Source organism: Wenyingzhuangia sp. IMCC45574 (assembly GCF_054182685.1).
On record NZ_CM135169.1, the window covers coordinates 3,718,003 to 3,742,375 of the forward strand.

Genomic DNA, 24,373 nt, shown 5'->3' on the forward strand with positions numbered 1-24,373 from the left:
ATTTTTTTTGAGAGTCAGAATTTCTATTCTGGCTCTTTTTATTTTAGGGGAATATAGTGTGCTTTTTAGGGGGGATGTAGGCTGTAATGATTAGAAAAACACGTATGTTCTTTGTTTTAGTTAAATATGTGCAATAAAACGTAGTGTTTGTGTGCTATATTTGTGAAAGCGATGTGATTTATTGCTAATAATCTAAAGTCGGATTTGAAGAGAATATATAAGTTTTATTGTAAAATGATGCTCTTTTTGGGACTGCTATCCATTCAGGTTAGTGCTCAGAAAATTGAGGCTATTTCTTTGTTCGAAACAACCGATTTACCCACTACCGATGTTTCTAGGGTAAGACAAGACAAGCAAGGTTTTATTTGGTTTGTATCAGAAGATGGTTTGTATCGTTTTGATGGGTACAAATACGAACACCATGCCTTTTTAGATCAGAATCCTGATTTTCCTTTGAGAAGAATAAAAAAGTTTGAGTTTGATAATTATGGAAGAGTTTGGTTAGATACCAAAGACAACAGATTGTATTGTTACACCATTAAAACAAAAGAGTTACAAGAAATCTATTTTAAAAAGGATAAAATTTACTCAGAAGTAAATAGTATGACTTTGTGTGATGATAAACTATTCATAGGGCATAATACACCTCATTATTTTTCCTTAAAAGACTTAGATCTAAATGATATTAAGCCTATTAAAATAAGTAAGGTTAAGAATACAAGGTTGGGACATTGTAGAAAAAATAAGGTATGGTTTGTAATGTCTAGCCATATGATTATGTTCGATGCTAAAAAGGAAAAACTATTGCGCACCATAACAATGCCTACCAATGCTACAAGTATTTGTGTAGACGATGCTAGCAATGTTTGGATTGGAGATAATTCTAAAACAATTTATGTTTATAGTACCGAAAAGGATGAATGGAGAACAATTAACACTTCTGTAAACGGTGTAAAGTGGTTGGAATACGATGAAAAGAGAAATAATATATTGGTTACCTCTTTTACAAATATTTATCAAATAGATTTAAACGAGCAGAACGATGTTTTGGTAAATATTCCCTTGCATAAGACCATTCAGAACGGTAGAGAAACATTTATAGACAAACAGAACAACGCTTGGTTGGTGGTCTCTAATAACGATTTGATCAAACTAAACTATGGAGATTTAGATGCATACAACCTAAACTTTAAACAGGTGTATAGCGAGAAGTCTAAAAAGTTTGTTTTTCAGGATGCAACAAGTGCCAAGTGGTTGTCTGGTGGAGCAGGCCTTGTAAGAAAAAATTACGAAACCAAAGAAACCAAAGAGTATTTACCCAAATCAGACGTAAGGGCGGTGCATAAGTACAACGATTCTTTGTTTTATGTTTTTACCAAACGAGAGGTGTACGAGTTTAAGTACAATAGACAAAAAGAAGATTTTGATATTGTTAAAAAAGCATCTAAGGAACAAATAAATGTTCGGTATATAAATACAGGAATTAGAACTAAGGAGAATTTATTCTGGATAGGAAATCATAAAGGGGTAGCAAGGGTAAATGTCCAAAACAACACATCGGAATTTTTACCTGTTTTAAAATGGAGTAATGTTAATTATATAGTTTATGATGAGAGACATCATATCATTCTGGCAAGTGCTATTAATAAAGGTATTTTTCAATTTACATTAGATGATAATCACCAAGTAGTAAATGTTAAAAACATAAACCGTTCTAAAAATTTAGGAAGTAATACGGTACAGTCTATTTATATTACCTCTAATAATGTGTGGGCTGCTACTTCTAGGGGGTTAAGTAAGTTAAAGTACAACAAGAATAAAAACGAGTACTTTGTAAAGAAAAACTATACTACAGAAGATGGTTTGTCTCATAACTACGTGTCTACAGTCTTGGCAGAAAACAATAAAACCTTATGGATTGGAACGAATTTAGGTTTAAATCGATTGGATGTTAAGAGTGAAGAAATAACTTCTTATTACAAGGGATTTGGAGATGCGGCCAATAAAATTACCAATAGATATGCTATCTATGCTCACGATAAGCGAATGTATTTTGGGGTAGGCAAAGGTTTTTTAAAGTTCAATCCTAAAAACATACACAAAAGTCCTTATAAATATTCCATTTATCTAGAAGATATAGAGGTAAATGGGGTAAATGGAAAAAAAATAAAAGATTTAAAAGGTTTAAAGCATTACGAAAACTACTTAGCTTTTACAGTTTCTATACCTAATTACATTTCTCCCAATGGGGTTAAGTATCGTTATAGAGTAGATAAGAGTAAGTGGAAGGTTTCTCCTGCTAGGCACTCAACTTTTACCATTAATGATATTTCTTATGGAAATCATACGTTAGAATTGCAATGTAGCAACGAAGATGGTGTTTGGAATTCAAAGGTTGAGCGTATTGGTTTGTACATTACTCCTCCTTTTTGGAAATCGTGGTGGTTTATGACCATTTTAATTGTGTTTTCTGTTTTAATTATTCGTTTCTTAATTATCAGGTTCCGTTTAAAAAAGGAATTCGATATTCAGTTAGGAATCGAAAAAAAATTAAGAGAAACAGATCAAGAAAAAATTAAATTCTTTACAGATGTTTCTCACGATTTAAAGACTCCGTTAACAATGATTAGCCGACCAATAGAGAAAATGTTGGGGCAAGATATGCCAGAGGACGAAAAGAAGTATTTGTTAGAAACAGCCTCTAAGAATACCAATCGTTTGATAAATTTGGTAAATCAGGTGTTGAATTTCAGTACCATTCAGAGTGGAGATTTAACACTGAACATTCAGAGAATAGAGTTGATTAATTTCCTAAATAATATTGTAACTACTTTTTATTTTGAGGCCTCTCAGAAACAAATAGATTGTACACTAAAAACCGACTTAGAGGAATTAATCGTCTTTTTTGATAAAGAAAAAATAGAAAGAGTATTGTATAATTTATTGTCTAATGCATTTAAGAACACTCCTAAAAAAGGTAAAATTACCTTAGGAGTTACTTTTGACGAGGATGCTAAAACAGTAGATATAAGTATTACAGATACGGGAGTTGGAATTAGAAAAGATAAATTAAACAGAATCTTTAAACGTTTTTATCAAACAGATACAGAGAACGTAGGGCAAGGGATAGGATTGTCTATTGTAAAGGAATATATAGAGGCACATGACGGAAACGTAAGTGTAGAGAGTGAATATAAAAAGGGAACTAAGATTTCTTTTGTGTTGCCTGTAGAAGAAGAAGGGCTAATACCAAAAGAAGAAGAGGAAGAAGTAATTCAGGTAGAAGATAAGAAGCATTCTGTGTTAGTGGTAGAGGACGATGATGAATTAAGAGAGTACATTATTTACGAACTGAAACCTTTTTATAAAATTTATGTAGCGGATAATGGTAAGAAAGGAGTAGAGCTGGCAAGAGAAAAGAAACCAAACCTTATTTTAACCGATTTAAGGATGCCAGAAATGAATGGTGCAGAGTTGTGCGATACCTTAAAGAACGATATTAGAACTTCTCATATTCCGGTAATTGTAATTACAGCATTTAGCGGAATGGAAATGGATGCTTTGGCAATTGGAGCCAATGATTATATTTCTAAACCTCTAAATATTGATAGTTTACTCTTAAAAATTAAAAATCATTTAAACTTATTAGAGCAAGCCAAGGAAAAGTTTGATAGAGAAATAAGCTTAACTCCAAAAGAAGATAAAATGGAGAGTCCTCAAAAAGCATTCATCAACAAAATAATGGAGGTGATAGAAGAGGAGTTTATTCATAGAAAATTAGATATAGAATTATTAACCTCTAAGATGAATATGTCTAAGAGTGTCTTATATAAAAAAGTTTTAGAGTACACGGGGCAGTCCGTAAACGAATTAATTACAACCGTTAAAATTAAAAAAGCAGAAGAGCTGTTGTTAAATTCCGATTATTCGTTTAACGAAATTACATACATGCTGGGTTATAATGATAGTAAGTACTTTAGAGGTTTGTTTAAAAAGAAAAACAATATTACTCCACTCCAATTCAAGAAGAACCATAGGAATAGCAAGGGCTAAAACAAATGTCTTTATCTGTATATAGCATGTGTTCCCCCTTTTTTAAGGAAGATTCCCCCTTATGTTTTGCTGATTTGATAGTTAAATTTGAAATGCATTGAGAAATGTAAATCGATTTGCAGTATTGCTTGTCGTAAAAACAAAAACAACTAAAGAATCAACAAAAAATGAAATTAAGACTCGTAGTAGCCATAATTTTAACCGTCCTATTGTCTGCACTTACTTTTTTGCCAGAAAATTCAGGAAACGAATGGGGAGCTTTCATTGGGAATTTTCACCCCTTATTTTTACACTTGCCAATTGGTGCTTTGTTGGCACTTTTTGTAGTTGAGATTTTTCAGTTGTTCAATCCTAAGTTGAACTTGCAAAATATAGGACAGCCTTTACTTTGGTTTTCTGTGGTGACTATAGTTCCAACGGTGGTTGCTGGTTTTCTATTGGCTTCTACCGGAGGGTATAATAAAAATGTACTAAGCTTCCACAAATGGTTAGGTTTAATTACAGCTATTATATGTGTTTGGTTGTTGGTATTGCATTTTTGGTTGTACAGTAAAAACAAAAATAAAAACCTATATAAAGTAGTTTTAGGAGTTAATGTATTGGTGCTCTCTGTAGCTGGTCATTATGGTGGTTCTTTAACGCATGGTAGTGGGTATTTAACCAAAGACATGCCTAAGAGTCTTCAATCATTGTTTGGAATTGAAGAAAAACAAGAATACAAGAAACTACCTACAGTTGTAATCAAAGAAAAAGAAGAGCTTCCAGAACATATAAAGACTTTTCAAGATAAAATACATCCAATTTTAGACAAAAGATGTTTTGAGTGTCATAACGAAAACAAGCAAAAGGGAGACTTGCGCTTAGATAACTTAAGTTGGGATGTAACATCGGCTCATGGAGCTAAAGTGTGGGATGATATTTTATATGAGGTGTCAGAAAGAAATATGCCTCCAGAAGAAAAAGAACCTTTAACAGATGTACAAAGAGAGACGATTATTAAATGGATAGAAGAGACTGTTGCCAAGGAAAAAGCAAATCAACCTAAAGTAGCACAGAAAAAGGAGGAAGTGACTAAAAAAAAGCCAGTCTTGGCTATGGAACCTTCTAAAACGACAAAGAAATTATCTAAGGAAGAGTTGAATTACAGAAAGAAGATTCAACCCATTTTTAATAAGTACTGTTACCAATGTCATAACGCTAAAAGACAAAAAGGGAACATGCGTTTGGATAATTTAAACTGGGATATGATTCATGGAAACGATGCTGAAAAATGGCACTCTGCTTTAGATGAAATTAACAAAGGAGAAATGCCTCCTAAAAAGAAACCCCAACCTACCAATGCGGAACGAGAGCAAATTGTAAACTGGATGACCGCTTCTTTGGCTAAAGCATCAGAATCTAAGCAGGTAGCAAATAATGGGGTAATGCGTAGACTAACAAAGAAACAGTATACACATACATTGAATGAGTTGTTGGGATTGCCTATTAATTTTGGAAACGTTTTACCCGATGATGGAATTTCTAAAATGGGATTTAGTAACAACGGAGAAGTGTTGCAAATTTCGCCATTACATTTAGATTATTATCAAAAAATAGCGAGAGAAGCATTGGAGAAAGCCATTGTAAAGGGAGATAAACCAGCATCTACCAAATACAAAGTAACCTTTGGAAAAGGAATTGGAGAAGGAAAGCCGGGAGCTGAATTTGGAGGTTTCCAATCGGTGGCAATGGATAAAAAAGACTTTATTGTTGAGGTTGCTGTTGGAGACGAAGGGTATGAAAGTACTAACAACTACGATACCATTAAAAATAAAATTGGTTTTGATTTTAGAGGTTCTGAACCAGACAGGCATAGTATGGTAAAAGAAGGTTTGCTAATGCAGTCTGCAAAACCACACAAGGAAGTGCCTCCAAAATCTTGGCAAGGACCCTCTCCAAATGTAAAAATGGTGGTGAAAAACTATTTCCCAGGAGCAGGAAGTTTTGCATTTAGAATGAAAGTTTCTAAAGGATTTGTAGATGAGCATAGCGAGAGTATTTTCCCAATTAAAAACAAAGAACCTAAAGAAGTTACAAAGGAGACAATTGTTATAAATTCAAAGGATATAGATACCAAAAAGAGTAAAAATTACCTGCTAGATAAAGAAAAGAATTTACTGCAAGCAAAAGATATTACCAAGTGGGTAAATGCCAGATTCCAATACAGGGTTAAGAAAGAAGGTTATTATCAAGTTGATTTGATACATCCATATGTACATGCCAACGAAGAAAGAAGAATTACCCTTGGTTTATTAGGAGGTGGTGGAGAAAAAATAAATTTTAGGTTCAAGCAAGAAATAGAGCAAAACCAGAAAGAAACGACCACTACACCAATCAGTTTAATCTACTTAAAGCCAGGAAAACATTCTGGTTTATTAATTAGACAGTTTTTTGTTGGGATGCATCAAATAATCTTAACACCTATAGATGAGCACGATCCTCTTTTAAAAGGGATAAGAGGAAAAGCAAAATTCAACATGGAAAAGTACAAGAATGATTTTCCATCGGTTAGAACTTTTGCAGGAGCAAGAACGGATGATGGGCAAGATTATTTACACTACGATACTCCTAAAGAGGTGAAAACTTCATATGGCCATTGGGAGGATTTAGAATTCAAAGGGTATTTTGAAGATTTACCGGTACCGGTTTACGATCCCAACTCTAAAGAAGAGTTTTCTAACATGATGCACATTGGTTTTTGGAATAATTTCTTAGTGAAGGACAATAAAGATGCGGGACCTGTATTATTGGTGAAGAATGTTGAGTTAGAGATGCCATACCACCCTGTTTGGCCACCCAAAAGTCATACCGATATTTTCTTTGATTCTCCGAACAAAGGAAACAAAGAAGTTTATACAAGAGAGGTGTTAACTAAGTTTTTAGAAAGAGCTTTTAGACGTACGGTGAATAAAGGTGAAGTAAATCGTTATATGAGTTTTTGGCAATCTATTAAAAACGATTTTCCAAGTTACGAAGATGGAGTAAAAGAAACATTGGTAGCGGTGTTATGTTCTCCAAACTTCTTATACATCTTAGATCAGAACAATCCTAATATAGATAAGAAAAAAGCAGATTATTACTTGGCTTCTAAGTTGTCTTACTTTTTATGGAATTCACCGCCAAACCAAGAGTTGATTGATTTGGTAGCCGAAGGAAAGTTTAGAAAAGAGTTGCCTAGGTTGATAGGTGCTATGGTAAATGATGAAAAAGTAATGCGTATGATTCGCTCTTTTGCTACTGAGTGGTTGCGTGTAGATCGTCATAACGGAATGAATACAAATGTAAAACAGTATGAAGATTACACTCGTTTTGTAAAAGAAGATATGAATAATGAAACGTTTTATTTTCTAGAGCACATTTTAAAAAATAATCTAAGTATTCTAAACTTTATCGATTCTGATTTTGCGATGCTAAATCAAAATTTAGCAGAATTCTACGGGGTAGACGGAGTAAAAGGAAACGAGTTTAGAGCCGTTGCCATTGCAGAAAATTTAAATAGAGGAGGATTATTGTCACAGGGAGCTTTCTTAAACGGTCATTCCGATGGTGTACAAGCACATCCTATTAAAAGAGCGGTTTGGTTAAAAGAGAAAATTTTGGGAGATCCAGCTCCACCGCCACCACCAAATGTGCCCGAAATTGATCCTGATACTCCAGGTTTTGAAAAGTTGACTTTAAAAGAGCAGTTGGAGTTGCATAGAAATAAGCCATCGTGTTTAAGCTGTCATAAAAAGATAGATCCTTATGGAGTAGTATTCGAAAACTTTGATGCTGTAGGTAGATTCCAGTTAAAAGCCAAAGGAAAAGCAATAGATTCTAAATCTATGTTACCAGATGGAACCGAAGTAGAGGGAATAAAAGGGATTAAAAACTACATCTTGGCACAAAAGAAAGAAGACGTAACAAGGTCTGTGGTAAAGCATTTGTTTGCTTATGCATTGGGACGAAACGTAACGTTTGCAGATGATACAGAAATAAATAACATAGTTAAAAAAGTAAGAGAGGACAATTACCGATTCCAAACCATCATTAAAGAGATTGTTTTGAGTCCATCTTTCTCTAAAAAAATGTAACACCTAAAAGTAAGATTATGAGTAAAAAATCTTGGCACATGGACAGAAGAAGCTTTGTAAAAGGCTTAGGGGTAGCATGTATGTTACCGTATTTGGAATGTATGGGAATGACTCGTTTGTCTGTGATGGATGCTCCATCTAAAGCAGATATTCCTAAGAGATTGGTTTACTTGTATACTCCTAATGGGGTTGCAATGCCTCCAAAAGAAAGCGAATATCACGAAAAATGGAATTGGTTTCCAATGGGGAAAGGGAAAGACTATCAATTTACCAATACGTTATCCTCTTTAGAACCTTTTAGAAACGAGTTGTCTATTCTAGGAGGATTGAGTCACCCGTTTAGTAGGCAAGTTTTAGGACATATAGCAGGAGATACATGGTTAACGGGAGGTGATTTGCGTAGTGCTTATAACAATAGTATTTCTGTAGATCAGGTAGCGGCTAGGCATTTAATGGAAAAAACTCGTTTTCCGTCATTAACCTTGTCAACAGATGGTGGTGTAGGGTATAAATCCCGTGCATCTACTTTGTCTTTTGATTTATCGGGAAAAGCCATTCCATCGGAACATAGACAAAGAGAAATTTTTGAAAGATACTTTTCGCCTAATGGAGGTGGAACTTCTGTTCAGCGAAGAAAGTCCTTACAGCAAGGAAAAAAATTAGTGGACTTAATTTTAGAAGACAGTAAAGCTTTAAACAAGAAATTAGGTGCGAACGATAAAGCTAAAATGGATGAGTACTTAACCTCATTAAATAGAGTAGAACAACAGGTGGTTAGAAACGAAAAATGGTTAGATATTCCATTAAAGAAATTCGATTCGGACCATCTAAATCTGGAAGTAAATCCACAAGACCCAGAAGCATATATACGCGCTACTTTAGATTTAATGGTAATAGGACTACAGACCGATGCAACACGAGTGATGACTTATATGATGGCACGTGAGGACGGAATGGGATTTGGAGATAGTTTTCCAAAATTCACGCTTGGTTTGCCAGGGCATCATAGTATGTCTCACGATAAGAAAGCAGGACATTGGGAAGAATGGGGGAAATACGATCAATGGTTGGCAAATCAATTTGCGTATTTCTTAGATAGAATGAAAAATACGACGGATGAATTTGGGCCTTTGCTAGATAATACTTTGGTTTTATATGGTAGCTCGTGTAGTTCTACGCACAATGCAAACAATTGCCCTTTGGTGTTAGCAGGAGGTAAAAATATGGGTGCTAAGCACGGAACATACACTGAGTTTGATGCCAAGCATGTTCCTTTGTCAAATCTGTTTGTGAGTATGTTAAATGCAGTAGGTTTAGAGACAGAGAAATTCTCGGATAGTACAGGAACACTGCCTTCTATTTTGATTTAAATCAAGTATGGAGAGTTTATACATATAAATTATTAACAACAAAAAACGATAAGAAATTCAGTTGCCAACAACAAGCAACCAACAACCAACAACTAAAACGAAAAACATGTCAAATCAAAAAAATGCTCCAGTAGTGAGTAAGGAATTATTAATTCCATTTATTGTTATTACCTCTTTATTTGCTTTATGGGGTTTTGCAAACGATGTTACCAACCCAATGGTAACTGCTTTTAAAAAAGTAATGCCAGAGTTAAGCTGGTTCCAAGCTTATTTGGTACAATTTGCTTTTTATTTTGGATACGGATGCATGGCCTTACCAGCAGCCTTGTTTATTAGAAAGTACAGTTATAAATCCGGAATATTATTAGGGTTGGGATTGTATGCGGTAGGAGCTTTTTTGTTTTTTCCTGCTTCTACCTTAGAAGATTATAACTTCTTTTTAATCTCTCTATATGTAATTACTTGTGGACTGTCTTTATTAGAAACCACAGCGAATCCGTTGATTTTATCCTTAGGAGATAAGTCTACAGCTACTAGAAGATTAAACTTAGCACAAGCTTTTAATCCAATAGGTTCTTTGTCTGGAATGTTGATCGCACAATTTGTGGTGTTAAGTCAAATACAATCTAATAACATTAGCGAAGAAGAATACAATGCTTTAGATAGTATGGCTAAAAGTACCATGAGAACCGAAGATTTAGGGATTATCAGTAGTCCGTATTTGGGAATTGGAGCAGTGGTATTGGTAGTTTTGGCAATTGTTTGGTTTACAAAAATCCCCAAAGTCCAAGAGGAAGAAGAGATAACACTAAAAGAATCGTTCCAAAAAATATTTGCTAAAAAAGCATTTTTACCAGGAGTTTTAACCCAAGCAACTTATGTAGGTGCACAGATTATGTGTTGGACAGCTATTTTTCAATACGTGGAATATTTAAATCAATCTAGACCTGCAGACGACCAATTGCAAGCAACGTACTGGAACATGTTTGCGATGTCTATCTTTTTAGCAGGACGTTTTATTGCTACTGGGTTGATGAGTAAGTTTAAAGCACCAAAATTATTATTTATCTACGCAATTATGTCTGTGTTGTGTTGTTTTGGAGCTATTGTAATGCCAGGAATGGCCGGGCTGATAAGTTTGGTGTTTGTATCCTTATTTATGTCTATTAACTTCCCAACTATTTACGGAATTGCTTTAAAAGATATGGATGGAGAAGCAAAAGTAGGATCGGCATTTTTAGTAATGGCGATTGTAGGTGGAGCTATTTTCCCTCCAATGCAAGGATTGATTATTGACATAGGTGGACCCGAATTGGCAAATACTACCATTTTAGGAGTGCCAGAAGTAAAATTCTCGTTCATTATGCCTATGATCTGTTTGATTCCAGTGATTTTTTACGGGTATTCTAATGCTAAAGAAGCTTAGTGTTTTGAAACTCTTACCATACAGTTGTTGGTTAGCGCTTTACTTTATATCTACAGGAGTTCTGTTGGGTCAGACTTCTGTAGATGGTAAAGCCAAACAATTGAGAGAATTGCTAAAACCTTATTTTGTTCCTATAACAAAAGACACAGCGTTTATAGCTAAAAACAAAGCGAAAATAGCTTTGGGAAAACAACTGTATTACGATAAAGGACTATCAGTAGGAAAAGGAATTTCTTGCAATAGTTGTCACGATTTACAAAAGTATGGTACCAATGGGGCTTATTATCTAAGTCAAAAAGAAAAAGGTGTTTTTTATAGAGACGTACCCTCGGTATATAACAATGCGAGTTATGAATTGTTTAATGCGGATGGAGCTTTAAATAACTATGCTAAAAAGATAGCAGAAGCGTTTACAAGTCAACACGAAATGGATGTTGATGTAACTAAAGTCGTTCACTATTTAGAAGCGAATACAGGTTATGAACAGCAATTTAAAAAAGCATTTTCTAAAAAATCCAAACTGATTAGTTTTATCAATCTAGTTGAGGCTTTACAAGCCTTTATGAGTGAGTTAAAAACACCAGCTCCAATAGATACCTTTATCAAAGGAGACCATACTGCTTTAACCGCAGTTCAGATTCAAGGAGGAGAATTGTTTGTGAGTAAGGCATGTTATTCTTGTCATACAGGTTCCAATTTTGGAGGACAGATGCTTAACAAACTTGGAGTAGAAGAACCATGGCCTAATCAGAAGGATTTAGGATTTTACCATATTAAAAAACAAGCTGCTTATAAGATGTTCTTTAGAGTAGCCCCGTTGCGGAATGTAGAAAAAACAGCTCCCTATTTTCACGATGCTTCTTCTGCACGATTAGATAAAGCCATCAAAAGAATGGGAATCCACGAAAGAGGGATACAGCTAAAAGTGGTAGAAATAGCTAAAATTAAGGAGTTCTTAAAGTCATTTACAGGAAAGCTTCCCAAAGAATACATAAAAAACGAATAAATAGAAATAAATGAATCAACTAAAAAAACTAGTTACAGGAATTTGTGCTACTCTGTTAATGATTTCTTGTAATACCGCTCAGAATAGTGTTACGGTTGCTAATAGTGCTAATCAATGGCCAATGTCTGGAGGACCTGACGGAAGTTGGAAAGTAAAAACCAATGAACATGTACCAACCAAATGGTCTGTAAGAACAGGAGAAAACATCAAATGGAAAACCACCCTGCCAGAAGGAGGGCAAAGTGGAATTGCCATTTGGAAGGATAAATTGTTTTTAACCATCAATCCACCAAATAAGAACCCTAAACACGAGGTGTTAGTAGCGGCTTATCGTATAGCAAAAAAAGAGTACGATGAGGCATTTGCAGCTGAGGTAAAGGTGTTGGATAAGAAACGTACTAAAGAATTTGTAGCCTTACAAAAGGTGTATAACAGTATTCATGATGAGTGGCAGGAAGTGTTAGCTAAAAATGCTTATTACCAACATGGTTCTGTTTTGGAAAGACCCAATATAGAAAGAAACATGATGCGTAAAGACAAGGTAGGAAAACAGTATGCCAAAGCATTAAAAGCTTACAGAGACTACGTTCATCAACAATCTAAAGATTTAAAGCAACTGTATTTAGACTCAGAACGAATTCGAAAAGGAAAAGATGGAGGGGCAGTTAGCAAAGACATCATTTTGTTATGTCTGAATTCGGAAACAGGAGCCATTCTTTGGGAGAAAACCGTAAAGGGAACTATAGATAGTCAGTATAATTATGGATTTAGTGATGCAACCACTCCATGCCCAGCAACAGATGGAGAGCATGTGTGGGCAATAAATGCAAGTGGAGGAATGGCTTGTTTTACTATGGATGGAACCTCTGTTTGGGAACGTACATGGGTGCCTACTACAGGAAGACCGTTTAACAAACAGTTTGATTCTATGTTGTTTGAAGATTTAATATTAAATGTAGAACCACCCGAAAAAGGAGATAAAGACAGAGTAAAAGGTTGGAACTACCTACATGCTTTTAACAAAAAGACAGGAGAGCGTATTTGGGTAACTAAAGAAGCTTTAACACATTACAATACTCCAATTATAGGAGAAACGGCAGCAGGAAAACCAGCAGTTTTAATTGGTAGAGGAGGACCGCATGGCGTACCAGAAAGACCTTTAGGACTAAGTTTAATTTCTTTGGCAAAAGAAAACCAAGGAACAGAAGTTTGGAGTTGGGAACCTAAAGAACCTAATAAATTATCAGGTTGGGGAGCGTTGAGTACACAGCATTGGGATGCCAACAAGGCTTCTTGGTTTTACAAAGGAGATGACCATGCTACCATAGATACCAAAACAGGGAAGTTAATTGACAAGAAACCTTTGAACGTGGTAAATCAATATAGTTTTGATGAAAGTAAGCAGACTTATGTTTTACAAGAAAACCTAAAAATAAAAGGATTGCAAAACCAAAGACATTGTAACCTGTCTGCAGGAGACAATATGTTTTACATGGTGCGTTACAGTCCGTTTATAGCAAAGCATAATACTATTACAGGACTGAATGAGCATTTAGAAGTGCCAAGAGATTTAGATGTTGATGGAAATTATGTATATGGGCATCCACAAACTAATGATGGACTAAATTCCAAAGGGCAATTAAACGCAGCAGATGCCAGAACCAGAGGAAATGGTTTCCAAAAATGTTTCTTAGGTTCTCCTACCATGATTAACAATTATGTGTTTTTTACCAATGCAGTAGGAATGGTCTATGTAATAGATGCCAATGCCAAAACTTTTGACGAGTCTGCTCTAGTTGCCGTAAACGACTTGGGAGAAAGCGGAAAAACATGGTCTGTAAATTCCTTGAGTTATGCCAATGGGAAAATCTACCACAGAACTATGAAAGAAGTAATTTGTATTGAATAGTTTTTATTCGGTTGAACTACTGTAATAAGTGAAAAGCAACTCCTAAAGGGGCTGTTTTTGTTGTTTGGAAGTAAATGAATTCCTTGAGGAATGACATATTTATAGCTCTGTTAGGAGCGATATATTCTTAGTCTCATAGGTAAAGAGGTTTTATAAAAAACTCCGTTAGGAGTGACATATTCCCTCCCCCTAAAAAATAGAATGTATATTATTCACTAAAAATATATTTCTCGTTAAAATCAATTTCATAAGCGTTTAAAAAATCTACATATTCATCTTTAAAAGATTTCTTTTTGTGATGTTCTTCTTGTTTTTTAATATAGTTCACAACCGGTTTTACTCCAGATTGGCTTACAGTAAAAGCACCAAAACCATTTTGCCATTCAAATTTTCTAGCTGTAAGATTCTTTTCATTTATCCATCTGGAAGAGTTGGCTTTTATACTTCTAACCAACTCGGAGAGGTTACAATTGGGTTTGGTACTTAGAAGTATATGGATATGGTTTGGCATTCCATTAATAATCATTAGTTTTTGATTGTTACTAGATATGATGCCTGTAATGTATTTGTATGAATCCTCTTTAAATGTATTGGTAATTAGATTGTTCCTCCCTTTTACCGCAAATACAATATGAAAGTATAGTTGTGAGTAGGTATTTGCCATAGCTTTTTTACAAACAAGATAGTTAATTTAAATTTTATGTTTGCTGAGGTGCCGCTCCTCTGGAGCTTTGTTTTTTAGTTAGGTGCTAAATGTTAGTAATATATCGCTACGCTGTAGCTTTGTAGACAGGTGTTTGTCTAAGGGAGGTATTGTGTTTTTATAGGTGCCGCTCCTTTGGAGCTTTGGTTTTTAGTTAGATGCTAAATGTTAGTAATATATCGCTACGCTGTAGCTTTGTAGATATGTGTTTGTCTGGGGAGGTATTATGTTTTATAGGTGCCGCTCCTTTGGAGCTTTGGTTTTTAGTTGAACTCTAAATGTTAGTGATATATCGCTACGCTGTGGCTTTGTAGATAGGTGTTTATCTAGGGAGGTATTGTGTTTTTATAGGTGCCGCTCCTCTGGAGCTTTGATTTTTTAGTTAGGTGTTAAATGTTAGTAATATATCGCTACGCTGTAGCTTTGCAGGTAGGTGTTTGTTTAAGGGAAGTATTGTGTTTTTATAGGTGCCGCTCCTCTGGAGCTTTGGTTTTTATTTAGATGCTAAATGTTAGTAATATATCGCTATGCTGTAGCTTTGTAGGTAGGTGTTTATCTGGGAAGGTGTTATGTTTTATATGTGTCGCTCCTCTGGAGCTTTGGTTTTTAGTTAGGTGCTAAATGTTAGTAACATATTGTTATGCTGTAGCTTTAAATAATTAAACTTTTAGTTACTTCTAAAAGAACTCCGCTAGGAGTGATAGGTTCCTAGAAGCGTCATAATAATATAAAAATTGAACTCCGTTAGGAGTGGTATATGAAAAGATGATTCGTACACCCTTATTTAAAACTCCGTTAGGAGTGACATGTTTTTTACAGGAGTTCCAAGTACAACATCAATAGAAAAAATAGATTCCTTATCTTAAAGAACAATCAAAAATAGATGGGTTTAAAAATGATGTTCTCTAAGTAAATTGGAATCCTAAAAAGTCAACTAAAAACTGTTAAAAGTCTACGGATAACTATAATTTTCTTGGATATTAAAAATATGTACTCCTGCGTATAATTGCAGTACTTAAAGAGACATTTTCGCCTTTTGTTTTGGTTACATTTGTTTGTTGATTAATGTAAAAACACTTAGAATCAGATGAGAAGAATTGTATTATTTGCTTTGGTTATAGCCTTTGCAATAAATGCCAATGCACAAGAAAAACCAAATATTGTGCTATTGTTTGTAGACGACTACGGGTGGTCGGATATAGGTTACAGAAATGCATCTTTTGAAACTCCAAACTTAGACAAACTTAAAAAAGAGAGTTTAGATTTTCAGAGAGCCTACATTCCAACTCCAACATGTAGTCCAAGTAGATTGTCTTTATTAACCGGAAAAGAAGCGGTTCGTTTGCAAATGGTAAGACACATTCATTTAGATCCTAACAAGCCAGATGCAAAGTATGGATTGTGGAAAACAGACCCTGTACAAATGCCATCATTAAATTACTTGCCTTTAGAAGAGGTAACGTATGCAGAAAAAATTAAAGAGCACGGATATTACAATCATTTTGTAGGAAAGTGGCACTTGGGACATACAGGACGTTATCCAGTAGATCAAGGATTCGATTCTGAATTTGGAGTAACAGATGCTGGGCATCCAAAGAGTTATTATTTTCCATTTTTCAAAGCAAAAGACGACCCTAAAGGTTTTGTTAAAAACTACAAAAAAGGAGATTATTTAACGAATGTGTTAACAGATGGAGCGGTAGATTTTATCCAGAACTACGACAAAGAAAATCCGTTTATGTTAACATTTTGGTACTACTCTGTACACGGACCTTCTGTAGGAAGAAAAGATTTGTTAAAAAAATACCAAGCTAGAGGGATTAAAGGAAAATACGCACACCACCATGCCATGGTAGAGGCTATGGACGAGTCGGTAGGACGTGTAAGAAAAGCTTTAGAAGATAAAGGAATTGCAGACAATACGGTAATTATTGTATTGTCAGACCAAGGAGGAGCGTATCCTAACGATCCGTTAAGAGGAGGTAAAAAAGGAGGAGATACTTTGGCCGAAGGTGGAGCAAGAGTCCCTTTTATGGTTTATTATCCTGGAGTAACCACTCCATCGGAATCTTTTACTCCGGTACAATCTATAGATGTTTTTCCAACAGTGGTAGAAATTGCATCAGGAAAAAAATGTAGAAACAAAGACATTCAGGGAGTAAGCTTAATGCCTTTAATCAAAGGGAAAAAGATCAAAAAACGTAATATTTTCGGATTCAGAAGTTACGAAGATCAATACACTTCTATCATCAACGGAGACTGGAAAATTATTAAATACCATTCAGGAAAATATCAGATGTACAACGTTGCTGTAGATCAAAGCGAACAAAATGATTTGATTGGAAAAGGTTTGCCAATGGAGAAGAAACTAAAAAAGTCTTTAGCTAAATGGGAAAAAGAAGCAGTACCTGCTTTTGGACCACATCAACTTAACGAAAAATAAACATGACAAGAACTAACTTAACCCAATTATTACTAGCAGTAGTAATACTAGTTTCTTGTGGAAAAAAACAAGAAACAACCACTAATAAACCTAAAAAACAATTAGATAAACCGAATATAGTTTTCTTACTAGCCGATGATTTAGGTTATGGTGAATTAGGTTCGTATGGTCAGAAAACAATTAAAACTCCGTTTTTAGACGAGGTAGCTACCAAAGGATTAAAGTTTACAGACTTTTATGCTGGTACTTCTGTGTGTTCTCCATCTAGAGCGGTATTAATGACAGGAAAGCATACCGGACATTTAAGTATTAGAGGAAACAAAGGAAAATGGCCTAAGAAATGGGATAGAGTACCTTTAAAAAAATCTGAAACTACGGTTGCAGAGGTGTTACAAGGAGCAGGGTATCAAACCGCTATGATTGGTAAATGGCACTTAGGAGTTCCAGAAGATGTGTCTACTTGGGCTCATGGTAGAGGTTTTGATTACGCAGTACAAGAGCAGTGGGGAGAAGATAAGAATGGAAAGGAGATTGACGAACGTGTACATTGGGTAAACAACGATCAGGATTCTATCTTTTACAACTATAATAACTACAAGTGTTTGGATGAATTTAGAACCAATTTTGCATTGGATTTCTTAGATAAAAAGTCAGACGAAAAACCTTTCTTTTTATACATGTCTTACAGAATTCCACATGCGCACGAATTCTTTTTAAGTAAAAATGATTTGTATGCTGATAAAATGGAAGAATGGCCAGAGATTGAAAGAAGACATGCGGCTAGAATCACGATGTGGGATGAGCAGGTAAAACGTTTGTTTGACAAGTTAGAGGCTGATGGTGATTTAGAAAATACATTGATTGTGATTTCTAGTGACAATGGACCTACAAATGAAAATCATCATAGTTATAAATTCTTTAACAGTTCTGGAAGTTTAAAAGGATACAAAAGAGACTTGTACGAAGGTGGAGTTAGAGTGCCTATGATCGCTTTTTGGAAAGGAAAAGTTAGAGAGGGTAAAACCACTAATTTTCAAGGAACTTTTTACGATATAATGCCAACGTTTGCAGACGTTGCTGGAGTTAAAGCTCCAGAAGGAATTGATGGGATTTCTATTTTACCTGAATTGTTAGGTAAAAAACAAGAAGGACACCCGTTTTTATACTGGGAAATTCAAGAAGGACCTTCTGTAAAAGGGTTTAAGCAAGCTACACGTATGGGAAAATGGAAAGCGGTTCGTTATAAGAACAACTATCATACAGAATTGTACGATTTAGAAGCTGATTTGTATGAAACCAACGATATTTCTGCAGCTCACCCAGATATTGTGGCTAAAGCAGAAGAGATTTTAAAAAGAGAGAGTGTAAAAGACGAACATTTTCCATTTTCTGGAGGAGTGTTTAAAAATTAATAAAAACCATGAGAAGATTAATTATTGCCTTATTGGCTCTAGTAAATATTAGTGCTTTTGCTCAGCAGAAACCAAATATTATTTGGATTATGGCAGAAGACATGAGTACAGATTTAGAATGTTATGGGTTGCCAGATGTTAAAACGCCTAATCTAAATAAAATGGCAGCAGACGGTATTCGTTTTAACAATGCCTTTGTAACCAACTCAATCTGTTCTCCTAGCCGTTCTTCTATGATGGTGGGAACACATCAGGTAAAAACAAATACACACCATCACAGAAGTAATAGAAATCAACCTTTAGATGCGCAGTTTACTCCGTTTACCAAGTTGTTAAGAGATGCAGGCTATACAACTATTTTAGGGCATCATGGTGTTTATAGCCAAGGTAGAAAGATAGATGTTAACTTTAAGCACAGTCCACTTGGAGAATGGGATGGAAAGACAAAATTTGGGTTGTTTGATAAATACGATCGTTTTGAAACAACAGATCAACCTTTCTTTGCTCAAATTCAGTTAAAGGTAACTCACAGAGGAGATTGGTGGAACGACATAAGAGCAAAGTCTAAGCACCCTCAAGATCCATCAAAAGTAACCTTACCTCCTTATATGGCAGATCATCCTGCAATTCGTTTAGATTGGGCTAAGTATTTAGATCAGATTGAATACATGGACAATGAAGTAGGTATGATATTTAAAGAATTGGAAGAGAAAGGAATGGCAGACAATACCATTGTTATTTTTATAGGTGATAATGGACGTTGTAACATTCGTGGAAAAGGGTATTTACAAGATCCAGGATTAAGAATTCCATTATTGATTAAATATCCAAAAGGAATTAAATCTGGGCAGGTAACAGACAAGGTAGTTTCATCAACAGATATTACAGCTACTATTGTAGACTGGGCAGGAGTAAAAGTGCCAGATTATATGACAGGGCAACCTATTTTTAATAAAGATTTTGACAGAGAGTATGTATATGGAGCTCGTGATTTATGGGATGAGATACTAGAAAAGTCAAGAGCTGTAACCTCTGGAGATTGGTCGTACATCAGAAACGATAAACCAGAAGTTCCATACGATGCGCACCAAGCCTATTTAGAGTTCTTTAGACCTGCAGTGCATGTAATGAGGCAGTTGTATAAAGAAGGAAAGTTAAACGAGCACCAAAAGCCGTTTTTTGAGCCTATAAAACCTGCAGAAGAATTATACAATTTAAGAGAGGATCCACATCAATTAAAAAACTTAGCCAACAATCCTAAGTATAAAAATATTTTAACAAAGTTGCGTAAGAAGACCTTGCAGTTTGATAAAGAAATGACTCCTGTAAGTAATTTCTATGATCCTAAGCCTGTTCCTGGACCAGAAGTAATTCGATTTATAGAAAAAGAGTTGCCAGCAGATTTTGCAAGAATGCAAGCAGGAGAGGAAATTGGAATTGGAAGAATTAAAAAGTTATACAAAGCATATTTAAAAAAGAAGAAATAGATTAGAGATGGTAAAAATTATAAAAGCTAGTTTAAGTTTACTTTTGGTGATTGTTTTTCAATCAACTTTAGCACAAAATGGAGACAAGTCAAAAGTAAGTATCAACAAAGGATGGAAATTTAACTTGATTGAACAAAACGAGTCTGATGATAGTTTTGAAAAATCGACTTTTAACGATGCTGATTGGCAGCAAGTATCATTGCCACACACAGCTAACGTAGAGCCTTATTTGGTAAACGATCAATGGCAAGGAATCTGTTGGTATAGAAAAGAACTTAAGACTCCTGAAATTTACAAAGGACAACGTATTATCTTAGAGTTCGAAGGAGCAATGAACTATTCCGAATTGTGGATTAACGATGTATTGGTTAGCAAACACGATGGAGGGTTTTTACCTGTAGTGCTAGATGTAACGGATTATTTATTTGGAAAGAAAGGATTGGCAAAGAAAATGTCTTTAGCGATTCGTTTGGACAATAGAGACAACCCGGTTACAGGTCCTAAACCATTAAAAAGATTAGATTTTAACACATTTGGAGGTTTGTATAGAAATGCATGGATTATTGTAAAGAACGATGTGCATATTTCTCATGCAGCTATTGCAAATAAAGTAGCCGGTGGTGGAGTTTTTGTAACCTACCCTAAGGTAAAAGCAAAAGAATCTGTAGTAAAAGTACAAACACATGTAGTTAACAATGGTAAAAATGCAGCCAATGTAGAAGTTGTAAATAGCTTGTATTTTAATGGTGCTTTGGTAAAAGAATCAAAAGAATCTGCAAAAGTAGACGAACGTTCTAATCAACATCAAGTAACAGAAATTCGTGTTAAGAATGCCAAATTATGGTCTCCAGATGTACCAAATTTATATACTTTAGAAACTAAAGTGCTAAAAAATGGAAAAGTTGTAGACAAGCAAGTACAGCGTATTGGAATTAGAGAGTTTACTTTTCAAAAAGATCAATTATACATCAATGGGAAAAAGACATTCTTAAGAGGTGTAAACAGACATCAAGAATACCCGTTTATTGGATATGCACTTTCTGACAATGCTCAGTACCGTGATGCAAAGAAAATTAAAGATGGAGGGTTTAACTACATCCGTTTGTCTCACTATCCGCAATCTCCTGCTTTTATGGATGCTTGTGATGAGTTAGGGATTGTTGTGATTGATGCAATTATGGGGTGGCAGTACTATGGTGATAACAATGCTTTTAGAGATTACTGTTATAGATCTGCATCTCAATTAATTCGTAGAGATAGAAACCATGCCTGTGTATTGGCTTGGGAGGTGTCTTTAAACGAAACACAAATGCCAATTTTCTTTATGGAAGAGTTAGATAAAATTGTACATGCAGAATATCCTGGAGAACATGTGTATTCATGTGGGTGGATGCACGAAGTTTATGATATTTATTTACAAGCTCGTCAGCATAGAATTATGCATCCAATGCATTTAAAAGATGGACAACCGTATTCAGTTTCTGAATATGGAGATTGGGAGTATTATTCTAAGAATGCTGGTTTAAATCAAGACAACTTACCTAATGACATGAGAGATGAATATAGCAGTCGTCAGGCAAGAGGGTATGGAGAGCAAAGATTGTTAAGACAAGCATATAATGTACAAGAGGCACACAACGACAACTTAAAAACCAAAGCATATTCTGATAGTTACTGGGTAATGTACGATTACAATCGTGGATACCATAATACTGTAGAGGAATCTGGATTGATGGATTTGTTTAGAATCTCGAAATTTGGATACGATTTTTATCAAAGTCAGCGAGAGGTAAAAGATGGAGGTGTTTTAAAAATTGCTTCTTACTGGAATAAGAAATCACCGTTAGATGTAAAAGTATATTCTAATTACGATGAAGTTGCTTTGTACTTAAACGGAAAGTTAGTAGCAAAGAAAAAACCAGATACAGATAAGAACTCTACCTTGCTAAATCACCCTCCTTTTACGTTTAATGTAAAAAAGTTTAAAGCAGGAACTTTAAAAGCGGTTGCATATGCAAAAGGGAAAAAAGTAGCAACAACAGAAGTAAAAACACCAGGTAAAGTTGCAGGTTTAAAGGTGTGGTTAGATGAGTCTGGAAAGAAAGCAGAAGCAGGTGTAAACGATGTTGTTTTCTTGTATGTAGCAGCTGTAGATAAAAATGGAACGATTGTTCCAGATTATTCTGAAGAAGTTTCTTTTAGTATAAAAGGAGATGCGCAGTTAATGAATGTAGGAGCAATTAAAGCAGAAGCAGGTATTGCAACAGGTTTGTTAAAGGTAGGAGATAAAAAAGAGAAGATAGAGGTTAAAGTAACTACTGCTAAATTCTCTAAAACATACAGTTTAGCACTGTAAGGTAGATTTAATTATTATTACAAAGGTTCATCTTTTATGGTGGACCTTTTTACGTATACAGACAGATAATTTACCTGTAGAAATAAAGAGACTATACAAAAAGACAACCTTTGTAATTATAGATAACTCACAAAGATTTAAAAAGAATGTTTAAATTAAAATTACAGCAAGGTTTACTGGCGATATGCATGTTGTTGTCTTTGCAGTTTTATGCAAATGACATACAAGCAGTATCGTTTACGTTTAAAACAGATATTGCAAAAGATGCCACACCAGCAGTTTTGGATAAGATGTTGAAACTAGATAAAAAACAATCCAACGAAATAAAGTTTGAGAAAGGTACGTACCATTTTTATTCCGAAAAAGGATTGGAGAAGTTCTGTTATATTTCCAATCACGATGATGTAATGGTAAAAACTGCTTTTCCAATTTTTGGGTTTAAAAACTTAACGATAGACGGACAAGGAGCAACTTTTATTTTTCATGGAAGAATGGTGCCTTTTTTAATTGATAAAAGTGAAAATATACATGTAAAAAATGTAACGATAGATTGGGAAGTACCTTTCCATAGTGAAGGAGTAATTGTTGCTGTTGATGAAAAGAATAAAACATTTGACATGTCTATTTCGGATGCATATCCTTATGAAATAAGAAACGATCAATTGTACTTTATAAAAGAATACTACGAACATACATTAGGACAAACGATTATGTACGATCCGCAACGTAAAGCAATCATGTTTGATACAGAAAGCTATACTGGTTTAACGTTGTCTAAAAAAACGAAAGTATCAAGAAACGTAAAGGACATAAAGTACAAGTACGAATATGACAAACGCTCTAAGTTTTTCGGTCCCTTAGGGAGAGAGAATCAGATGTATGTAAAAGAACTAAAGCCAGGTTTGGTTAGAGTTTTTAATCATAAAAAGAAATTACCACCAATTGGGATGGTCTTAACTAGCAAAGGAGCTCAGAGTGTTAATAGAATAGCTCCCGCTTTTAGAGTTACGCATACCAACGGGTTTAACGGAACAAATGTAAACATCTATCATGCAGGAGGAATGGGGATTATTGCCGAAAACTCAGCAGATTTAACTTTAGATAACTTTAACATTACTCCATCTAACGGTAGAATGGTTTCTACTACTGCAGATGCTACCCATTTTGTGGGATGTAGAGGGAAGGTTATACTTAAGAATTCAACCTTTAACAATCAGTTAGACGATGCAATGAATGTACACGGAACGTATCAGAAAATAGTAGATGTATTAGATGCTAACAGAATTGGTGTGAGAATGGGGCATTCTCAGCAGCAAGGTTTTCCTATAGGAAAAGCAAACGATGCTATTGGATTGGTTCGATTGAGTACTTCTTTTTTTCCATATCATAAATTAACCATCAAAAAGATAGACTATATCAACAGTCGTTATCAAATTGTAACTTTTAACGAGGAGTTACCTAAAGGAGTACAGCAAGGAGATTTAATAGAAAATTTAGATGCATATCCAGAGGTATTGGTAGAAAACTGTGTAATTAGTAATAATAGAGCAAGAGGTTTGTTAATTTCTACACCAGTAAGTACTACAGTTAGAAATAACTTTTTTAGCACAGAAATGGAGGCAATTTTAATTCCTGTAGAGAGCGGACATTGGTACGAATCGGGTAACGGAGCAAATATTACAATTGAAAATAATGTGTTCCAAGATTGTCAGCACAGTGGATTTAATAGGGGGGTAATTCGTTTTGCAACCGATGATGACAACGAAAATATTGCTTTTAAGAATATAAAAATACTAGATAACACCTTTAATCAGTTCGATAATTTGATTTTACAAGTTACCAACACAGATGGTTTACTATTTACTGGAAATAAAATTACAAATTCAGGAAAATTTAAAATGTTACATCCCGAAAATGCTGCAATAAAGGTAAGTGCATCTAAAAATGTGGTGTTTAAAAAGAATAAATACAAAGGGAAAGCAAAGCAAGTTTTAGAGAAGGATAAATCACTACCAAAGTTGAGATTTAGATAAAATCTAGTACTAGACATTATAAAAAAGATATATATTGTCTCGGTTCGATGATGATATTTTATA

12 protein-coding genes are annotated in these 24,373 nt (G+C 34.7%); 11 read left to right on the forward strand and 1 reads right to left on the reverse strand.

What is annotated here, in order from left to right; genetic code table 11:
• Window positions 1-204 precede the first annotated feature (204 nt).
• The 6 genes from ACXHHC_RS15890 to ACXHHC_RS15915 all read left to right on the forward strand — a co-directional run bounded on the left by ACXHHC_RS15890 (window position 205) and on the right by ACXHHC_RS15915 (window position 13,876).
• A complete protein-coding gene (locus ACXHHC_RS15890) occupies window positions 205-4,053 on the forward strand; it encodes an ATP-binding protein (RefSeq protein WP_458227355.1) in 3,849 nt (1,282 codons plus the stop codon).
• 167 nt (window positions 4,054-4,220) lie between these two features.
• The gene (locus ACXHHC_RS15895) at window positions 4,221-8,165 is read left to right on the forward strand and encodes a DUF1588 domain-containing protein (protein ID WP_458227356.1); all 3,945 of its coding nucleotides are present in this window, start codon (window positions 4,221-4,223) and stop codon (window positions 8,163-8,165) included.
• 17 nt (window positions 8,166-8,182) lie between these two features.
• Window positions 8,183-9,535 carry a DUF1552 domain-containing protein gene (locus tag ACXHHC_RS15900; protein WP_458227357.1) on the forward strand — a complete coding sequence of 451 codons (1,353 nt, stop codon included), beginning with the start codon at window positions 8,183-8,185 and terminating at the stop codon, window positions 9,533-9,535.
• A gap of 106 nt (window positions 9,536-9,641) precedes the next feature.
• Window positions 9,642-10,961 carry an L-fucose:H+ symporter permease gene (fucP, locus tag ACXHHC_RS15905; RefSeq protein ID WP_458227358.1) on the forward strand — a complete coding sequence of 440 codons (1,320 nt, stop codon included), beginning with the start codon at window positions 9,642-9,644 and terminating at the stop codon, window positions 10,959-10,961.
• Window positions 10,962-10,965: 4 nt separating this feature from the next.
• A complete protein-coding gene (locus tag ACXHHC_RS15910) occupies window positions 10,966-11,967 on the forward strand; it encodes a cytochrome-c peroxidase (RefSeq protein ID WP_458227359.1) in 1,002 nt (333 codons plus the stop codon).
• Between the two features lie 10 nt (window positions 11,968-11,977).
• Window positions 11,978-13,876 (forward strand): outer membrane protein assembly factor BamB family protein, encoded by a 1,899-nt coding sequence (locus ACXHHC_RS15915; RefSeq protein WP_458227360.1) that lies wholly within the window; start codon window positions 11,978-11,980, stop codon window positions 13,874-13,876.
• Window positions 13,877-14,084: 208 nt separating this feature from the next.
• On the opposite strand, the gene tnpA is transcribed toward ACXHHC_RS15915, so the two are convergent.
• On the reverse strand, window positions 14,085-14,540 hold the full coding sequence (tnpA, locus tag ACXHHC_RS15920; protein ID WP_458227361.1) for an IS200/IS605 family transposase: 456 nt from the start codon (window positions 14,538-14,540) through the stop codon (window positions 14,085-14,087).
• A 1,126-nt stretch (window positions 14,541-15,666) separates the two neighbouring features.
• On the opposite strand from tnpA, the gene ACXHHC_RS15925 reads away from it, so the two are divergent.
• The 5 genes from ACXHHC_RS15925 to ACXHHC_RS15945 all read left to right on the forward strand — a co-directional run bounded on the left by ACXHHC_RS15925 (window position 15,667) and on the right by ACXHHC_RS15945 (window position 24,310).
• Window positions 15,667-17,022, forward strand: a complete 1,356-nt coding sequence (locus ACXHHC_RS15925; protein ID WP_458227362.1) for a sulfatase — start codon at window positions 15,667-15,669, stop codon at window positions 17,020-17,022.
• A 2-nt stretch (window positions 17,023-17,024) separates the two neighbouring features.
• Window positions 17,025-18,434, forward strand: a complete 1,410-nt coding sequence (locus tag ACXHHC_RS15930) for a sulfatase-like hydrolase/transferase (RefSeq protein WP_458227363.1) — start codon at window positions 17,025-17,027, stop codon at window positions 18,432-18,434.
• A gap of 8 nt (window positions 18,435-18,442) precedes the next feature.
• A complete protein-coding gene (locus ACXHHC_RS15935) occupies window positions 18,443-19,921 on the forward strand; it encodes a sulfatase family protein (protein WP_458227364.1) in 1,479 nt (492 codons plus the stop codon).
• 7 nt (window positions 19,922-19,928) lie between these two features.
• Window positions 19,929-22,277, forward strand: coding sequence for a glycoside hydrolase family 2 TIM barrel-domain containing protein (locus ACXHHC_RS15940; protein WP_458227365.1), 2,349 nt, complete (start codon window positions 19,929-19,931; stop codon window positions 22,275-22,277).
• 146 nt (window positions 22,278-22,423) lie between these two features.
• Complete coding sequence (locus ACXHHC_RS15945; RefSeq protein ID WP_458227366.1) at window positions 22,424-24,310, forward strand: alpha-1,3-galactosidase-related protein; 1,887 nt, start codon at window positions 22,424-22,426, stop codon at window positions 24,308-24,310.
• Window positions 24,311-24,373 lie beyond the last annotated feature (63 nt).

Excerpts from the sequence above, each read along its gene's own strand:
- ACXHHC_RS15895 (WP_458227356.1), top strand. The coding sequence starts at position 4,221 with ATGAAATTAAGACTCGTAGTAGCCATAATTTTAACCGTCCTATTGTCT.
- ACXHHC_RS15900 (WP_458227357.1), top strand. The coding sequence starts at position 8,183 with ATGAGTAAAAAATCTTGGCACATGGACAGAAGAAGCTTTGTAAAAGGC.
- fucP (WP_458227358.1), top strand. The coding sequence starts at position 9,642 with ATGTCAAATCAAAAAAATGCTCCAGTAGTGAGTAAGGAATTATTAATT.
- ACXHHC_RS15915 (WP_458227360.1), top strand. The coding sequence starts at position 11,978 with ATGAATCAACTAAAAAAACTAGTTACAGGAATTTGTGCTACTCTGTTA.
- tnpA (WP_458227361.1), bottom strand. The coding sequence starts at position 14,540 with ATGGCAAATACCTACTCACAACTATACTTTCATATTGTATTTGCGGTA.
- ACXHHC_RS15925 (WP_458227362.1), top strand. The coding sequence starts at position 15,667 with ATGAGAAGAATTGTATTATTTGCTTTGGTTATAGCCTTTGCAATAAAT.
- ACXHHC_RS15930 (WP_458227363.1), top strand. The coding sequence starts at position 17,025 with ATGACAAGAACTAACTTAACCCAATTATTACTAGCAGTAGTAATACTA.
- ACXHHC_RS15935 (WP_458227364.1), top strand. The coding sequence starts at position 18,443 with ATGAGAAGATTAATTATTGCCTTATTGGCTCTAGTAAATATTAGTGCT.
- ACXHHC_RS15940 (WP_458227365.1), top strand. The coding sequence starts at position 19,929 with ATGGTAAAAATTATAAAAGCTAGTTTAAGTTTACTTTTGGTGATTGTT.
- ACXHHC_RS15945 (WP_458227366.1), top strand. The coding sequence starts at position 22,424 with ATGTTTAAATTAAAATTACAGCAAGGTTTACTGGCGATATGCATGTTG.